Annotated in this window: 15 protein-coding genes; 9 read left to right on the top strand and 6 right to left on the bottom strand. The window is 68.4% G+C overall.

Annotated features, from left to right (window positions below):
- Positions 1–13: 13 nt before the first annotated feature.
- Complete coding sequence (locus tag FO044_RS04225) at positions 14–1,240, bottom strand: serine/threonine-protein kinase (RefSeq protein WP_132993960.1); 1,227 nt, start codon at positions 1,238–1,240, stop codon at positions 14–16.
- Entirely contained in the window at positions 1,237–2,316 is a 1,080-nt protein-coding gene (locus FO044_RS04230; protein WP_235831522.1) for an amidohydrolase family protein, read from the bottom strand. Before FO044_RS04230 ends, FO044_RS04225 begins: the two co-directional genes overlap by 4 nt.
- A gap of 127 nt (positions 2,317–2,443) precedes the next feature.
- On the opposite strand from FO044_RS04230, the gene FO044_RS04235 reads away from it, so the two are divergent.
- Both FO044_RS04235 and FO044_RS04240 read left to right on the top strand, forming a co-directional pair.
- A complete protein-coding gene (locus FO044_RS04235) occupies positions 2,444–3,397 on the top strand; it encodes a radical SAM family protein (RefSeq protein WP_244945787.1) in 954 nt (317 codons plus the stop codon).
- A 36-nt stretch (positions 3,398–3,433) separates the two neighbouring features.
- Positions 3,434–4,252, top strand: coding sequence for an ABC transporter permease (locus tag FO044_RS04240; RefSeq protein ID WP_132993958.1), 819 nt, complete (start codon positions 3,434–3,436; stop codon positions 4,250–4,252).
- Here FO044_RS04240 and FO044_RS04245 read toward each other — a convergent pair.
- Positions 4,149–4,700 (bottom strand): hypothetical protein, encoded by a 552-nt coding sequence (locus tag FO044_RS04245; protein WP_186290583.1) that lies wholly within the window; start codon positions 4,698–4,700, stop codon positions 4,149–4,151. The genes FO044_RS04240 and FO044_RS04245 overlap by 104 nt on opposite strands.
- A gap of 314 nt (positions 4,701–5,014) precedes the next feature.
- Here FO044_RS04245 and FO044_RS04250 point away from each other — a divergent pair, with 314 nt between their 5' ends.
- Together FO044_RS04250 and FO044_RS04255 are read left to right on the top strand one after the other, a co-directional pair.
- Entirely contained in the window at positions 5,015–5,632 is a 618-nt protein-coding gene (locus FO044_RS04250; RefSeq protein ID WP_235831520.1) for a DNA recombination/repair protein RecA, read from the top strand.
- A 5-nt stretch (positions 5,633–5,637) separates the two neighbouring features.
- A complete protein-coding gene (locus tag FO044_RS04255) occupies positions 5,638–7,221 on the top strand; it encodes a DNA polymerase Y family protein (RefSeq protein WP_132994121.1) in 1,584 nt (527 codons plus the stop codon).
- Between the two features lies 1 nt (position 7,222).
- On the opposite strand, the gene FO044_RS04260 is transcribed toward FO044_RS04255, so the two are convergent.
- Complete coding sequence (locus FO044_RS04260) at positions 7,223–9,145, bottom strand: SDR family oxidoreductase (RefSeq protein WP_132993957.1); 1,923 nt, start codon at positions 9,143–9,145, stop codon at positions 7,223–7,225.
- Between the two features lie 104 nt (positions 9,146–9,249).
- On the opposite strand from FO044_RS04260, the gene FO044_RS04265 reads away from it, so the two are divergent.
- On the top strand, positions 9,250–12,528 hold the full coding sequence (locus FO044_RS04265) for an error-prone DNA polymerase (RefSeq protein WP_132993956.1): 3,279 nt from the start codon (positions 9,250–9,252) through the stop codon (positions 12,526–12,528).
- A gap of 16 nt (positions 12,529–12,544) precedes the next feature.
- Here FO044_RS04265 and FO044_RS04270 read toward each other — a convergent pair whose 3' ends face one another.
- The gene (locus tag FO044_RS04270; RefSeq protein ID WP_132993955.1) at positions 12,545–13,009 is read right to left on the bottom strand and encodes a tRNA (cytidine(34)-2'-O)-methyltransferase; all 465 of its coding nucleotides are present in this window, start codon (positions 13,007–13,009) and stop codon (positions 12,545–12,547) included.
- A gap of 269 nt (positions 13,010–13,278) precedes the next feature.
- Between FO044_RS04270 and FO044_RS04275 the strand changes: the two genes are divergently transcribed.
- From FO044_RS04275 to FO044_RS04290, 4 genes are read left to right on the top strand one after another with little or no spacing between them, the layout of a single operon-like run.
- On the top strand, positions 13,279–13,461 hold the full coding sequence (locus tag FO044_RS04275; RefSeq protein WP_132993954.1) for a hypothetical protein: 183 nt from the start codon (positions 13,279–13,281) through the stop codon (positions 13,459–13,461).
- Between the two features lie 36 nt (positions 13,462–13,497).
- Positions 13,498–14,361, top strand: coding sequence for a bifunctional methylenetetrahydrofolate dehydrogenase/methenyltetrahydrofolate cyclohydrolase (locus FO044_RS04280; protein ID WP_132993953.1), 864 nt, complete (start codon positions 13,498–13,500; stop codon positions 14,359–14,361).
- Positions 14,361–14,675: a DUF3017 domain-containing protein gene (locus FO044_RS04285; RefSeq protein ID WP_132993952.1), complete on the top strand. Its 315-nt coding sequence runs from the start codon at positions 14,361–14,363 to the stop codon at positions 14,673–14,675. Before FO044_RS04280 ends, FO044_RS04285 begins: the two co-directional genes overlap by 1 nt.
- 48 nt (positions 14,676–14,723) lie before the next feature.
- The gene (locus FO044_RS04290; protein WP_132993951.1) at positions 14,724–15,104 is read left to right on the top strand and encodes an ester cyclase; all 381 of its coding nucleotides are present in this window, start codon (positions 14,724–14,726) and stop codon (positions 15,102–15,104) included.
- A gap of 3 nt (positions 15,105–15,107) precedes the next feature.
- On the opposite strand, the gene metX is transcribed toward FO044_RS04290, so the two are convergent.
- Positions 15,108–16,265: a homoserine O-acetyltransferase MetX gene (gene metX / locus FO044_RS04295; RefSeq protein ID WP_132993950.1), complete on the bottom strand. Its 1,158-nt coding sequence runs from the start codon at positions 16,263–16,265 to the stop codon at positions 15,108–15,110.
- Between the last annotated feature and the right edge of the window lie 6 nt (positions 16,266–16,271).

Below are 16,271 nucleotides of genomic sequence, written 5' to 3' on the forward strand. Positions count from 1 at the left end.
GGCGTCAGATTCCTCAGGCAGCGAGGACGATGATGCCCGCGACGATCGCGGTGAGCAGCACGAAGATCGCGAAGATCGCGGCTGCCAGCGGGAGATTGCCGTCCTTGGGAGGCTGCTGCTGCGGGTAGTGCTGATACGGCTGTCCGCTGTACGGGTTCCCTGCGGTGGGCTGATACGGCTGTCCCGAAACATACTGCGGCGGAACCGGTTCGGGCGTCGCGCGAGGTGCGTACATGCTCTGCGGGACCTGCATGCTCTGCTGGTCGGAAACCCTGGTGCGGGGAGGCTGGGACGGCCCAGACGAGGCCGCCGGGGGCGCGAGTGTGCGGCGAGACGCCGCCCGCAGCGGTTTCGTGCGGATGAGTCCGGTCAGCACCCGTTCCGACGTACCCAGCTCGCCTGCCGCGTACTGGACGAGCAGGTCGCGTGCCTGCGCCATCGACGGACGCCCCTGCGGAGACGGATTCAGGAGCGTGAGCAGCAGTGGAGTCAGATCGCCTGCGTGCGTCGGCGGATCGATCTCCGCGTTCGCGGCCCGGTGAAGAGTGGCGACGTAGTTGTCGGTGTTCCCGTACGGCGGGTGACCCTCGATCATCGTGTACAGGGTGGCGCCGAGGGAGTACACGTCGGACGCCTCACCGGGTTCATCTCCGCGCGCCACCTCGGGAGCGAAGTACGCCGGTGTTCCGGTCACGATGCCGGTCAGGGTGATCGAGACGTCGTCCTTGGCGCGGGAGATGCCGAAGTCGGTGATCTTGACGAGCCCGACGCTACGGCCGCTGCTCGCGATCAGGATATTGGCGGGCTTGATGTCGCGGTGGATGATGCCCGATGCGTGAGCCTCGGTGATCGCATCGGCGACCTGAGCCGCGATCTGCGCGGCCTCGATCGGCGCCATCGACCCGTTGTTATGCAGGACGTCGGCAACGCTGTGCGACGGCAGGTACTCCATCACCAGCCAGGGATCGTCGCCGTCGAGGGCGACGTCGTGCATCGAGATCGCATTGCGGTGGGACAGCCGTGCGGCGAGTCGTCCTTCGCGCATGGCGCGCTGACGGTTCGCGGCCGCCGCATCCTCGCGCATCCCCGCCGTCGAGAGCACCTGTTTCACCGCGACCTCGCGGTCGAGGAGCTGGTCGCGCGCGAGCCACACGGCGCCCATGCCGCCGTGGCCGATCCGCCTGACCAGGCGGTAGCGGCCGGCGACGAGGTACGAGGGTGCAGGCTCGGCTCCGGTCATGGCTCGATGGTATCCCGGCGCTCGGACGTCTCGGACCGGCCGTTGCGGTCGTCGATCCGGTAGGTGCGGCGGGCCACGTCGCGGAACAGATTCGCGGGGTCGGCGTCGGAGCCCAGCACGTCGAGAACCAGGCGAGCACTGTCCGGAATGCGGTGCCCGGGCTTGTCGATGGGGAAGTTCGACGCCCACATCGTCCGCTCGCTGCCGAACACGTCGTGCAGGTGGCGGATCAACAGCGCACCGTCGTCTGGATGACCGCCGAGCATCGGCATGCCGAGACCCGAGTGCTTGGCCACCACGTTGCCGAACTCGGCCAGGGCGGCGATGTCGTCGCGCCACTGCCGCAGGATCCGATCCCGATCGGCGGGAGTGCGCCCGGTGTCCCGGCCGCGAGGTGCGAAGGCGCCGACCGGCGTCGCGTAATGGTCGAGAACGAACGTGGTCTCCGGGAACTCCCGAGCCAGCACGACGGCATCGGGCAGCTGATGGGCGAAGACCCAGATCTCGAACGACAGGTCCCGAGCTGCCACCTCGGCGAAACCGCGGAGGAACTCCGGTGAGCTGAGAACGCCGGGTGCGGTGGAGAAGTCGCGAACGCCCCGGTCCGGGTGATTGGTCGCGGAGAACCGGATCCCGCGGAAGAGCGGGCTGGCGGCGAGGTGGGCGTCGAGCACTCCGGCGATGCTCGATGATCGCGGGTCGGCGTGCCCGACGATGGCGTCCAGACGTGGTGATCCGTCCGAACCGAAGGGGAGGCCCGCGACCCAACGGGTCTCGTCCACCGACTCCCAGGGAGTGGCGGCGTGCCAGCTCGCCTCGACGTGCACCACCGTCGACACGTCGACGGAGTCGGCATCGCGTCGGTAATCGGCAGGCAGGTACGGCTTGAGGACGTGGTGGGGTTCGCCGACGAACTCCCGGTCCGCCTGCGGCAGTGCGTACTTCAACAGCCGGGGGATGCGCGGCAGCGGACGCAGCAACCGTGCCTGGGTGCTGACCTCACGAGGCGTGCGATACGGATCCCACTGGTGGATATGGGGGTCGATGACGCCTGCGGGCAGGGCGGTGCGGTTCACGATGCATTCCTCCGAACGGTGTGGAGTGGATGACTCGCTGAGCGTACGACTGCCGGTGGCGGTGCCGCAGGCAAGGGCCGGGGGAGGACGCTTGACGCAACGATAGAACATGTGTTCGCATAGGATCATGAACGGGTCGCCTGCGCTTGTCACCGCGGACCTCGTGCGGACGCTGCGGCATCCAGAGGCCCCGCGGCTGACGGTGCACGAGGTGCTGGCGGCGGCGATGCTGCGCTCGGTCACCGTCGATCGGAGCCATCCGCACGACTTCGCGATCGAGACGATGGCGCCCGACGAGGACTGCGTGCAGGTGAAGCTGAACGCCGCGGCCGTGCTGCGGCGCGAGCTCCGCAGGCGGTCGTGGAAACGATCCGCGGTGGCGATCGGGACCACCGGTCTCGACCCGTACGGGCTGCTGGAAGAGCGCTACCGGCTGATGCCGGGCGTCATCTCCGCGCTGGCCGAGGCGGATACGCCGATGGTCGTGCACACCGGGTCGGATCTGGTGCTGCGTGACCTGTCGTTGCTCCGCTTGGTGCGGCACGCGGTCCCGGTGACCGTCTCGCTGACCGTTCCGTGTCTCGACGATGATCTGTCGCGTCGTGCCGATCCCGGTGGGTCGGCTCCGGCGTCGCGAATCGAGGCTGTGCGTGTACTCGCCGAAGCGGGACTGGAGCCGCACGTGCGGATCGCGCCGCTGCTGCCGTGTCTCACCGACGCGACGTCCGCGCTCGACGAGCTGCTCGGCAGGCTCGCGAACGCGGGGGCGCAACGAGTATCGGTGTCGATGCTGCAGCTGGGAGCGGAGCACGACGGGTACCTCGACTGGTTGGCGAACGAGCATCCGGCACTGCTGCGGCGCTATCGCTCCCTGTACGGCCGTGGGGAGTTCGTCCAACACGACTACGCGGTCCGGCTGCGCGAGCGCATGACGCCGCTGGTCCGGGCGCACGGTCTCGAGAGTCCCGGCGGCGAACAGTCTGGCGATGAGCGGCCTGCCGATGCGGACGAACTGCGTGCGCGCGCGATGGCCGACGCGATGCGGGAGAACCAGGCAGAGCCGGCGCTGACGCTGTTCTGACCGGCTGTTCCGGTTGTTCGGTGCTTGGATGGTGGCATGCCTGCGAGCGATCTGATTCCGACGGTCGTCTCCGTCGTCGCACTCGCCGTGATCGCCGTTGCAGTGCTCCGGTGGTACGACGTTCCGCAGCGGTGGGCGCCGGGGTGGGCGCTCGTGCGGGCGGCGGGACAGCTCGCCGTGGTGAGTGCGGCGCTGGCGGGCGTCATCACGCATCCGGGTCTGGTCGCGGTCGGCGTCGGCGTCATGTACGCGGTCGCCGTCGGGACGGCCACGATGCGGCTCTCGACGAGGTGGAATCGTCTGCGTGTGGCCACGCTCGTCGCCGGGGCGGTCGCGGCGGGTGTGGGAACCGCGTTGACCGTGGTGTTCGCGAGCGGTGCGCTCGACTTCGATGTGCGTTACGTGCTCGCGATGGCGGGCATCGTCATCGGCAACACCATGAACACCGCGACGTTGACGGGCAGGCGGCTCTCCGAGGGGGTGCTCGAACGGTGGGACGAGGTGGAGGCGTGGCTCGCGCTCGGGGCCGCACCTCGGCAGGCCACCGCGTCGATCGCACGGCTGGCCGTGCACAGTGCGCTGGTGCCCTCCGTGGATCAAGCCAAGACCACCGGGCTGGTCACCTTGCCGGGAGCGTTCGTCGGCGCGATCTTCGGCGGGCTATCGCCGATCGACGCCGGCCGGTTTCAGCTGCTCGTGATCGCAGCGCTGATGGCGTCCGGTGCCATCGCCTCGGTGACGGTCTCCTGGTTCATGGCTCCAGTGCGGACGAAGCCGGTCCCTGTCGATTCGGTGACGGTCGATCCGGTGACGGCGTCGTGGAGCGCGCGGCGTAGGCGCACATCGCGGCAGTGATCAGCATGGCGATGGTCAGGATCACCAGGATCGGCTTACTCGGTGGAATGAGGTCGGAGATCAGGTTGTCGTTCAGGCCCAGACCGTCGAGAAGATCGCCGTAGTACCACTGCGGCCAGATCATCACGGCCATGGGAACCAGGGCACCGAGAAAGGCGGCCACGGCTGCGATGACGTTCGCCAGGCGTGCGAACGGGCGGGCCGACGGCGCAGGCATCAACGAGATCAGAGCGGCGAGCAGCGCGACGACGCAGGCGGCGATCACCAGCCACCCCCGGCCCGCCGGTCCGATGTCCGGATCGGACCCGGTCGCGCTGCTCATGGCGAGGCCGTTCCACGAGATGTCCAGTCCCAGCGGCTTCAGATCGACCCAGGGGAGTGCGGTCAGCGCGATGGCGGTCGCTGCTGCCGAGATCGTGGCGAACGGGATGAGTCGGGACTGCTGCATGGGTACCGAATGTAGTGGCTGGGCTGCAGGTCGTGCCGTCGGCGTTGACGGTTGTCGGAGGCGCGACCTAGAATATCGAACAATAGTTCGAACCCGGGATTGGGGAAATGATGACTCGGTTTGGGCAGGGGTCCGCCGTCGAAGACGGTGTTGACGATCCAGTGAAAGAGCAGGTGGAGGCGCTTCGGAAGCGTCTCTCCCGGATGTCGGGGGACGCATCGGAGACGTCGGTGCTGTCGGTTCCGGAGGCCATGACGCCACTGTTTCCGCGAGGTGGCTTATCGCGAGGGTCAGTGGTGTCGTGCAGTGGCGCGATGACCGTCGCGATGGCGATCATCGCCGAGGCGACTCGTGCCGGTTCGACGGTCGCATTGGTCGGCCTTCCTCGCTTGAACCTGGCCGCAGCCATGGACATGGGGGCGGATCTGGATCTGGTGGCGGTGGTCTCCGAACCGGGTGCGGACCCGCTGGAAGTGGCCGGCGTGCTGCTCGACGGCATCGACCTCGTGGTGCTGGGACCGGACGCCGGATACGGACGGCGCCGCGGACCCGTGCCGCCCGCGCGGGCACGGGTGCTGGCAGGTCGGGCACGCAAGCAGTCGTCCGCTCTGCTGGTGCTCGGTGACTGGCCGGGCTCCGCCGTCCGCATCGCCAGTGAGGTGACCGAGTATCAGCATGTACCGGCCCGCCGCAGCGGGTACGGCCGCATCGGCGGTTTCGGTGTGGAGGTGCGAGTGACCGCGTCCGGTGCGCGGCCCGTCTCCGGACGCTTCGAACTGAGAACGCCGGGGATGGGCGATGCCGAGGACGAGCGGAACCTGATGCTGGTGTCGGCCGACGACGGGCGCTCCCGGCAGGCCCCGCAGAAGCCTTCGGAACCGCAGAAGCCTTCGGAACTGCAGCCGCGACCCGTGCTGGCGGTGGCGAATTGACCACGATGGAGGGCGCGCACAGCCGGGTGATGGCCGTGTGGTGTCCCGACTGGCCTGCAGTGGCAGCAGCGACGTCGGTCGGATGCACCGTCGCCGACCCGATCGCGGTGCTCCACGCCGGACGCGTGGAGGCGTGCTCGCGCGCGGCGCGCACGGTGGGAGTCCGGCGGGGCATGCGGAAGCGCCAAGCGCAGTCGTTGTGCCCGGATCTGATCGTGTGCGACGCCGATCCGGACCGCGACGGCAGGCTGTTCGAACCGGTGATCGGGACCGTCAGCGACGTGGTGCCGCTGACTGAGGTACTCCGGCCGGGGCTGCTCGTCGTCACCGCGGACCGAGCGTCCCGCTACTTCGGCGGGGAGGACGTGCTCGCCGAACGGATCGTCGACGCGGCCGCCTCCGCTGGTGTCACCGCGTGCGTCGGCACGGCGGACGAGCTGTTCACCGCGGTTCTGGCCGCCAGATCCGGTCAGTCGGTGCCGCCGGGGACCGACGCCGCCTACCTGGCGACTCGTCCGATCTCCGATCTGACCATCGAACCGTCGCTGTCGGCGCCGGGGCGTGCGGATCTGGTCGATCTGCTGTGGCGGTTGGGCCTGCGGACATTGGGGTCGTTCGCGGAACTTCCCGCTGCGGATGTGGCCTCACGGTTCACCGCGGATGCGGTCGACGCGCATCGGCTCGCCCGTGCTGTCCCCGGTCGTCGTCCCAGCCGTGCGCCCGTACCCGCGGCCTTGGACGTGGAGCATGAATGCGATCCGCCGGTCGACCGGATCGACGCCGCTGCCTTCCTGGGGCGCAGACTCGCCGAAGAGCTGCATCAGCGTCTGGCGGCATCATCGCTGGCGTGCATGCGGTTGACGGTGCACGCGGTGACCGAACGCGGACAACGGCATTCGCGTACCTGGCGATGCGCGCAGCCGCTCACCCCGGACGCGACCGCCGACCGGGTGCGCTGGCAACTGGAGGGCTGGCTGACCGGAGGCCGTGCGGCGGGCGGCGGGGCTCCCGATTCGCCGATCGTCCGGCTGCGACTGGAGCCGGTCGAGGTGGTAGACCCCGGCACGCTGCAGTACGCGTTCACCGGTGCGGGGCTGCCCGCCGCGGTCGGTGGAGGCCTCAGCGACCGCGCCCGGCGGGCACTGGTGCGGGTGCAAGGGCTGCTGGGCGGGGAGTCCGTGCGGGTTCCGGTCCGGAGCGGTGGGCGCGGTCCGGACGAACAAGTCGCACTCGTCACGCTGGGCGACGAACCCGTGGTCCCGCACGATCCGGATGCGGCGTGGCCCGACCGGTTGGCACGTCCGACGCCGGCACTGCTGTCGCATGTCGACGCCGAGGTCCTCGATGCGGAGGATGCGGCGGTGACGGTGACCGCGCGCGGGGATTTCACGACCGAACCGACCGATGTGCGGATCGGGCGACGTCAGTACCGGCTCCGCTGGTGGGCCGGGCCGTGGCCGTTCGGAGTGGAGGGCGCCGGATCGGACACCGCAGTATCGGCGAGAGCCCAAGTGCTACTGGAAGATTCGCGCGCCCTGCTGCTCTGCTACCGGGAGCAGTCGTGGACCGTCGAAGGGGTGTACGAGTGACTCAGGACTTCTTGCCGAGCGCCGCCTCGGACTCGTCGAGCATCAGGAACTCCTGATGCATGATCCGGTTGGTCAGGCGAGGAACCGCGTGATGCCCGAAGTCGACCAGGTCGCCGAGAAGGGTGTTGATCTGCTTCGGTCGGTCGACGATGGCGCGAAGCACCCGGCTGGCGGCCTTGTCCACGCTCCAGATGCCGGGCTGAGTTTGATACGCCTCGGTGGGGGCGATCATCCGCGTGCGTGTCAGCGGCAGCCGCACCGTGCTGAAGGTGACGTGATCGGACAAGGTCTCGGCGGCGGTCGCGTCGCTGAACGCCTCGAGTGCGGCTTTCGACGCGCCGTATGCGCCGAACCGCGGGCCATGGCTCTGCGCGGCGATCGACGACACGTTCACGATGTGCCCGGACTGGCGTTCCACCATGTGCGGCAGCAGCGCGAGTATCAGGTGAACCGCGCCGAAGTAGTTGACCGCCATCGTCCGCCGGTAGTCGTGGGAACGGTCGGCGGCGTTCAAGGTGGAGCGACGGATCGAGCGACCCGCGTTGTTGACCAGCACGTCGACGTGACCGTGTTCGGTCAGCACCGACTTGATGAGCGTCTGCACGGCCGGCTCGTCGGTGATGTCGGCCGGATACACGTACGCCTGCCCCGCGGGCAGGCCGGCTTTGGCGTTCTCGGCGTTCATCTCGTCGGCAGCCTCGGTGAGGCGATCGGCACTGCGCGCGACGAGGAAGACGTTGGCGCCGCGCGTGACGCACATGCGGGCGGCCGCCCTGCCGATGCCCGACGATGCGCCGGTGATCATGATGTTCTTCCCGACCAGCGGTCCGCGAAGATCGGAGCGTCGGTAGCGTGCCGGATCGAGGTGATCGCGCCAGTAACTCCACAGCCGTGGTCCGTACTCGGCGAGGTCGGGCAGGTCGACGTCTGCCTCCCGCAGTGCCGCGATGCTGTCGTCGCTGCGGAAATCGACAGGCAGCGAGATCAGGTCGAACATCACGTCCGGCACGCCGAGCTGCGCGGCCAGGAGGCCGCGTGCGGACCGCAGCGGGCCGCGGCTTCCCGCTGCCAGGATCGGGCGGATCAGGGTATGGGGCAGTGCGTCGAATCCGCGTGGCGCGTCGAAGGCGGGAGCCAGCGTGTTGAACATGTCGGTGATGGTGCGACGCTGCGGGTCGGACAGGTGGAACACCAGCCCGTCGTCATCGGGCCGATGCGTGATCAGTGCGGCGATGGCGTCTGCCACGAAGTCGACCGGAACCAGGTTGATCGCACCGAGGTTCGGCATCGGCATCTTCAGGAACGACGGCAACTGCCCGAACAGCGCCAGCTGGCCGAAGAAGTAGTACGGGCCGTCGATCTTGTCCATCTCGCCGGTGCGGGAGTCGCCGACGACGGCGGAGGGGCGGTACACGCGCCACCGCAGTCCGGCGGTGTCCCGGACGGCCTTCTCGGCCTCGAACTTGGTCCGGTGATACGGAGTCGGAAAACCCTGCCCGAGGTCGAAATCGTCCTCGGTGTAGACGCCGTCCCAATCGCCTGCGACGGCGATCGACGACACGTGGTGCATCATCGCGTCGAGTCGTACGGCGAGCGCGGCGACCTTCGCGGTGCCCTCGACGTTCGCCTCCTCCTGGGAAGCGGTGTCCGCGGTCATGTCGTAGATCGCGGCGAGATGCACCACATGGTCGATGTCGCCGAGCGCGCCGACATCGGTGATCCCGAGATCACGCGACGTCAGATCGCCGGTGACGGTGACGACGCGGTCGCCGCCGTCGACGGACTCCAGTAGCCGGCCGAAGCGCGGCAGGGAACTCGGACGCACGAGCGCTGTGATGCGGGCGTCGGGATCTTGCACGAGAAGTCGTTGCAGCACGCGGCTGCCGATGAAGCCCCCCGCGCCCGTTACTAGGTAACCGGTCACTGAAACAGGTTCTCACATGTGGCGGGAGTCGTCCGATAGGTGTGCGTCGGCGGCGCTGCTTCCGGCAGCTTCCAGTAATCGAACGTATGTTCTATAATCGGGATATGGGTTGGAGTAACGGTCCGCCGACCTGGTCGGAGATGGAACGGGTGCTGTCGGGGCGTGCCCCGTCGGCGGCGGATCGGCGCGGTGAGACCTTCGCACCTAACAGCCAGAGCGGCGACGGGGGAGACTCCCCGGCCTGGTCGCGCAAGCGCGGTGAGTACGTGCCGGGAGACATCGCGTTCGGGTCGTCGACGGTGGCGTTCGCGGAACTGCACGCGCACAGCGCCTACAGCTTTCTGGACGGGGCGTCGATGCCGGAGGCGATGGTCGAGGAGGCGCAACGGCTCGGGCTGAAGGCGCTGGCGCTGACCGACCACGACGGCTTCTACGGGGTGGTGCGCTTCGCCGAGGCGGCCCGCGAGTTCGGCATGCCGACCGTGTTCGGTGCCGAACTGTCGTTGCAGCACGACGCGGCCCGCGCCGGCGCGGTGGATCCGGCGGGCGATCACCTGCTGGTGCTCGCCCGCCGGGACGAGGGCTACCGGCGACTGTCCCGGGTGATCGCCGACGCTCATATGACCGGCGGCGAGAAGGGGCTGCTGCGCTACGACGGCGATGCGATCACCGAGGCGGCCGCGGACGGGGACTGGCTGGTGCTGACCGGGTGCCGCAAGGGGGAGGTGCGTCGAGGGCTGGCGCGCGCCGGACGCAAAGGCGCACAGACCGCGCTGGGCGATCTGGTGGACCGGTTCGGAGCGGGCAACGTCGCCGTCGAACTGACCGCCACGGGCCACTCCGCCGACGACGAGCGCAATGCGATTCTCGCCGGACTCGCCGCCGAGATGCGGATACCGACGGTCGCGACGACGGGCGCGCACTTCGCCGGACCGTCCAGTCGGCGGCTGGCGACCGCGGTGGCGGCCGTCCGGTCGCGCACCGACATCACGACCATCGACGGCTGGCTGCCGGGGGTGGGAGGGGCGCACCTGCGCAGCGGCGACGAGATGGCCAGGCTGCTTCCCGCTCATCCGGAGGCCATCGACAACGCGGTGCAGATGGCGGCAGACTGCGCCTTCTCGCTGGGACTGATCGCGCCGAACCTGCCGCCGTTCGACGTCCCCGGAGGGCACACGGAGGCGTCGTGGCTGCGGCACCTCACCGAGGAGGGCGCGGTGCGCCGCTACGGGACTCGCGCGCAGCGCCCGGACGCGTACCGGCAGATAGATCACGAGCTGGCGATCATCGAGACGCTGACGTTCCCCGGCTACTTCCTGGTGGTCCACGACATCGTCGCGTTCTGCAAACGCAACGACATCCTGTGTCAGGGGCGGGGGAGCGCCGCGAACTCGGCGGTCTGCTTCGCGCTCGGCATCACCAACGTCGATCCGGTGGGCAACTCGCTGCTGTTCGAGCGATTCCTCTCACCGGAGCGCGACGGCCCGCCCGACATCGACGTCGACATCGAATCGGATCGGCGCGAGGAGGCCATCCAGTACGTGTACTCGCGGCACGGTCGGGCACACAGTGCCCAGGTGGCGAACGTGATCACCTACCGCGGCCGGTCCGCGGTGCGCGACATGGCCAGAGCGCTCGGCTACGCACCAGGACAGCAGGACGCGTGGAGCAAGGTCCCCGACTCCGCGCCCGACGACGTCCGTGATCTGGCGTCGCAGATCTCCGCCATGCCACGACATCTGGGCATTCACTCCGGCGGGATGGTGATCTGCGACCGGCCGATCGCCGACGTGTGCCCCACGGAGTGGGCGCGCATGCCCGGGCGCAGCGTTCTGCAGTGGGACAAGGACGACTGCGCCGCCATCGGTCTGGTGAAGTTCGACCTTCTCGGTCTCGGCATGCTGTCGGCACTGCATTACGCGATCGATCTGGTGGCGCAGCACAAGGGCATCGAGGTGGATCTGGCGACACTCGATCTGACCGAGGAAGCCGTCTACGACATGCTGTGCCGGGCCGACTCGGTCGGGGTGTTCCAGGTGGAGTCGCGTGCGCAGATGGCGACCCTGCCGCGCCTGCGGCCCCGCAACTTCTACGACCTGGTGGTCGAGGTGGCGCTCATCCGGCCGGGGCCGATCCAGGGCGGGTCGGTGCACCCGTACATCCGCAGACGCAACGGGGAGGAGGAACCCGCCGTCGAGCATCCGTCCATGCACAAGTCGCTCGATCGGACGCTGGGCATCCCGCTGTTCCAGGAGCAGATGATGCAACTGGCGGTGGACGTCGCCGGATTCGACGCGACCGAGGCCGACCAGCTGCGCAGGGCGATGGGCTCCAAGCGGTCTCCGGAGCGGATGGAGCGGCTGCGGAGGCGGTTCTACGACGGCATGCGGGAGACGAACGGGATCGTCGGAGAGACCGCTGACCGCATCTACGAGAAGATGGCCGCCTTCGCCAACTTCGGTTTTCCGGAGAGTCATTCGCAGAGTTTCGCGTCGTTGGTGTTCTATTCGTCGTGGTTCAAGCTGCACCATCCGGCTGCGTTCTGCGCCGCGCTGTTGCGGGCGCAGCCGATGGGCTTCTACTCGCCGCAGTCCCTGGTCGCCGACGCGCGGCGGCACGGGGTGACGGTGCACCGGCCCGATGTGAACTCGTCGCTGTCGTATGCGGGTCTGGAGAACGGCGGTCTGGACGTGCGGATCGGGCTGGCCGCGGTCCGCGGACTCTCCGACGACGCGGCGCAGCGGATCGTCGACGCCCGTGAATCGGGTGGGGGGTTCACGTCGGTGGCCGACCTGTCGCGTCGTACCGAACTGACCCTCGCTCAACTGGAATCGCTCGCCACCGCAGGAGCTTTCGCGGATTTCGGTCTGGACCGCCGGTCCGCCCTGTGGGAGGCGGGGGCCGCCGCCGGCCTGCGCGAGGATCAACTGGAGATGACATCGCCGAGGGAGGCTCCCGCGCTGCCCGGCATGTCGGAAGTGGAGCTGACTGCGGTGGACGCGGTGTCGACGGGGATATCGCCGCGCGCCTACCCGACTCAGTACCTGCGGCCGCGTCTCGACGCGATGGGCGTGGTCCCGGCGGACGGACTGCTGTCGGTGCCGGACGGGTCGCGCGTGCTCGTCGGGGGAGCGGTCACGCACCGGCAGCGTCCCGCGACAGCGTCGGGCGTCACGTTTGTGAACCTCGAGGATGAGACCGGAATGGTGAACGTCGTCTGCTCGGTGGGTCTGTGGTCCAGGTACCGGGCCCTCGCGCAGACCGCGTCGGCGATGTTGATCCGCGGCAAGGTGCAGAACGCGGAAGGAGCGGTGACCGTCGTCGCCGACCGGATCCAGAAACTGGATCTGAAGGTGGGCACCCGGTCACGGGATTGGTGCTGAGCGGAATCGGGTGGAGTTACACGGCTCCGTCGAAATCGTGCTGACGCCACGCCTCGTAGAGCGCGACGCTGGTCGCGTTGGCGAGATTCATCGACCGACGACCCGGCAGCATCGGGATCCGGAGCTGCTCGGTGACGTGCGAGTCGGCGAGCACCTCATCGGGAAGTCCGGTCGGTTCGGGGCCGAACAGCAGCACATCGCCGGGCCGGTACTCGACATCGGTGTGGAAACGACTCGCGTGCGCGGTGAACGCGAAGACCCGCTCGGGCGCCAGCGCATCCCAGGCGGTCTCCAGATCCGGGTGAACAGTCACGTTCGCCATGTCGTGGTAATCGAGTCCCGCCCGTTTGACCTGGGCATCGGTCATGGTGAAACCGAGCGGTTCGATCAGGTGGAGCTCGCATCCGGTGTTGGCCGCTATCCGGATCGCGTTGCCGGTATTCGGCGGGATGCAGGGGGCGAAGAACATGATCCGGAACACGGGAGCGAGTCTATGCCCCTTGACGCCGTCGAACGGTCGTGCGATGATGTGTTGTCCGCAGCATCCACGGGCGTCGACCTGCCAGGTCCGCCGATGCAGCTGCGAAACTCCTGAGGGCCTCCGGGTCTGGATGAGCGCGCCGATAAGCGCCGACATCACGAGAACCTCACGTAGTCCCTTGATCGGGCCCACAGCGGAGCCCCAAGACCCACACACTTCTGCAGTGGCTTCGTGCTGCTGCCTGCAAACGATGCCTAGGAGGCATACACATGAATACCAACCTGAACACCACCACCATCGGTAAGAACTTCCAGAACGCCGCTCCGACCACCACCGAGTCGCTCGACCCGCGGCAGACCGTGTGGTTCCAGATCGACGACGCAACCGGCTTCTACGTCACCGTCGAGGAGTTCCTCGCCGTCGCCCGCTCGCAGCAGATGGCAGCCGCCTGACCCGCGAAACGGCGGTCAGTGGAACAATGGAACACCGTGACGGCGATTCGACTGGACGGCAAGCTCACCCGAGACGAGATCTTCACTGACCTGAAGACGCGCGTGGACGCACTCCGCGCCGCGGGCATCACCCCAGGCCTGGGAACGGTCCTGGTGGGAGACGATCCGGGGTCGCATTCGTACGTCAAGGGCAAGCACTCGGACTGCGCCAAGGTCGGCATCTCGTCGATCCGCCGGGATCTGCCGGCCGATGTATCGCAGGACGAGCTGAACGCCACGATCGACGAACTCAATGCCGATCCGGCGTGCACCGGCTACATCGTGCAACTGCCGCTGCCGAAGCATCTCGACGAGAACGCCGCGCTCGAGCGCATCCTTCCCGAGAAGGACGCTGACGGTCTGCATCCGATCAACCTCGGTCGGCTCGTGCTCGGCAAGGAGTCGACTCTCCCGTGTACTCCGCGGGGAGTCATCCACCTGCTGCGTCGCTACGACATCGAACTGAACGGTGCACACGTCACCGTCATCGGCCGTGGAGTGACCATCGGTCGCCCGATCGGCCTCCTGCTGACCCGGCGCAGCGAGAACGCCACCGTCACGCTCTGCCACACCGGGACCCGTGATCTGGCCGCCGAGGTGAGCCGTGCCGACATCGTCGTCGCGGCCGCGGGCGTGGGACACCTGATCACCGCGGACATGGTGAAGCCCGGTGCCGCCGTCGTCGACGTGGGCGTCAGCCGCATCGACGGCAAGCTGATCGGCGATGTGGCCCCCGAAGTGTGGGACGTGGCGGGTGCCGTGTCGCCGAACCCCGGTGGCGTTGGTCCGCTCACGCGCGCCTTCCTGCTCGCCAACGTCGTCGAACGCGCCGAATCTCAGTCGGCGGTCGCGGGGGACTGATGGCCGAGAACCGCATCGAGAGCATCCGGCGGGCCAGGCGCCTGCACGGAGTCATCGCCAACATCCCGTTCTACGTGGTGCTGGCGTTGATCGCGATCGCGGGCGTGCTGATCCTGCTGGACCGGTGGCGCCGCGGCGCCTTCGTGTTCGGATCGGCGATCCTCGTCGCCGCCACGATCCGTGCCGTACTGCCGACCAGTCGGGTGGGCTTGCTCCAAGTTCGGGGACGTGCGTTCGACGTGGCGAGCATGGCGGCCCTCGGCGCCTCCGTGCTGTGGCTGGCGACGTCGATCGACTCCCTGGGCACGGCGTGATCCTGCGCCTGCCGGACCGCGCACGCCCGGCATGTGTCACCGTGGAGTATGGCCGAATCGACTGCTGACGAACGGGACCTGTACCGCCGCTGGATCGATGAGCTGTGGAACGGTCCCAGCGACCGCGAGAAGCTCCTGGAGGTGGCCGAGGAACTCGTGTCCGAGGAGTTCGTCGGTCACTGGCCGAACGTCGAGGTGGTCGGACCCGGCAAACTCGCCGCTCTCATCGCCGCCACTAAGGCGACGTTCAAGGACATCGAATTCGAGATCGTGGTCCCGCCGTTCGCGGACGGCGGCTTCGTCGCCGGACGCTGGATCGGCACCGGGACCGGTGTGGCAGGGGAGTCCAGCCAGTTCGCCGGCAACGACATCCTCAGCGTGCACGACGGAAAGTTCACCGAGTACTGGGTGGCGTCGGCCGGCGGCTGAGGCTCAGTCGCGACGGATCCGGTGGACCAGATTCACCGTGGTGCGCAGCAGTTCGCCGACCGCTTCGGGTTCGGTGAGGAAGCCGTCGTGTCCCGCGTCCGATCGCAGGATGTGCAGGTCGCCGACGCAGTTTCCGAGTTCGTCCGCCAGTTCTTCCTGCTGATAGAGCGGGTAGAGACGGTCCGAATCGACGCCGACCACGATCGTCGGCACCGTGCAGGCGTTGAGGGCGGCCTTCACACCGCCGCGTCCACGTCCTACGTCGTGATTGCTGAGAACCTCCGACAGTGCGACGTAGCTGCCCGGATCGAACCGCTCTTTCAGCTTGTCGGCCTGGTACTCGAGGTAGCTGGCGATCGCGTACCGGCCGCCGACGAGCGGATTCTCGTCGGCCTGCGGGAAGTTCTCGAAGCGGCCGTCGAGTTCGCGATCGCTCCGGTACGACAGGTGGGCGATGCGACGCGCGATGCCCATGCCGGTCATCGGCGCCCGATCGGACCCGTAATAGTCACCGTTCTGCCAATCCGGATCGGCCTTGATCGCAGCGACCTGGGTGGTCTGCGTGCCGATCTGATCGGCTGACGCCCGGGCGCCGACAGCGAACAGCAGTGCGGTGTCGACCCGGTCGGGGTACATCGCGGCCCATTCGAGGGCGCGGGCACCGCCCATGGATCCACCGGTGACGATCGCGAAGCGGTCGATGCCGGCCTTCTCGAACGCCCGCATTTCGGCGTCGACGAGGTCGCGCACGGTCAGCAGCGGGAAGCGGGAGCCCCACGCCCGGCCGTCGGGGGCGATGGTGCCGGGACCGGTGGACCCGTAACAGCCGCCGATCGCGTTGGGGGCCACGACGCACCATTCGTCGGTGTCGATCGCCGCGCCCGGACCGACCAGGCTGTCCCACCAACCGGTCATCGCGAACCGCTCGTCGGCGGGACCTGCCACATGGGAGTTACCGGTCAGGGCGTGCAAAGCCAGGATGACGTTGTCCCGCGCCTGATTCGGTGTGCCCCACTTCTGGAAGGTGACCGTGACATCGGCGATCTGCGCCCCGGATTCGAGGGTCAGATCGCCGATGCGCACAGCGGTGTCCGACCCGTCCGGGCGAGTAGCCCAGTCCGGGTCGAACGCCGTGGCGGCGGGGTAGATGTTCACCGACACCCCTCG

This window comes from Gordonia zhaorongruii (genome assembly GCF_007559005.1).
GTDB classification, from domain to species: Bacteria; Actinomycetota; Actinomycetes; order Mycobacteriales; family Mycobacteriaceae; genus Gordonia; species Gordonia zhaorongruii.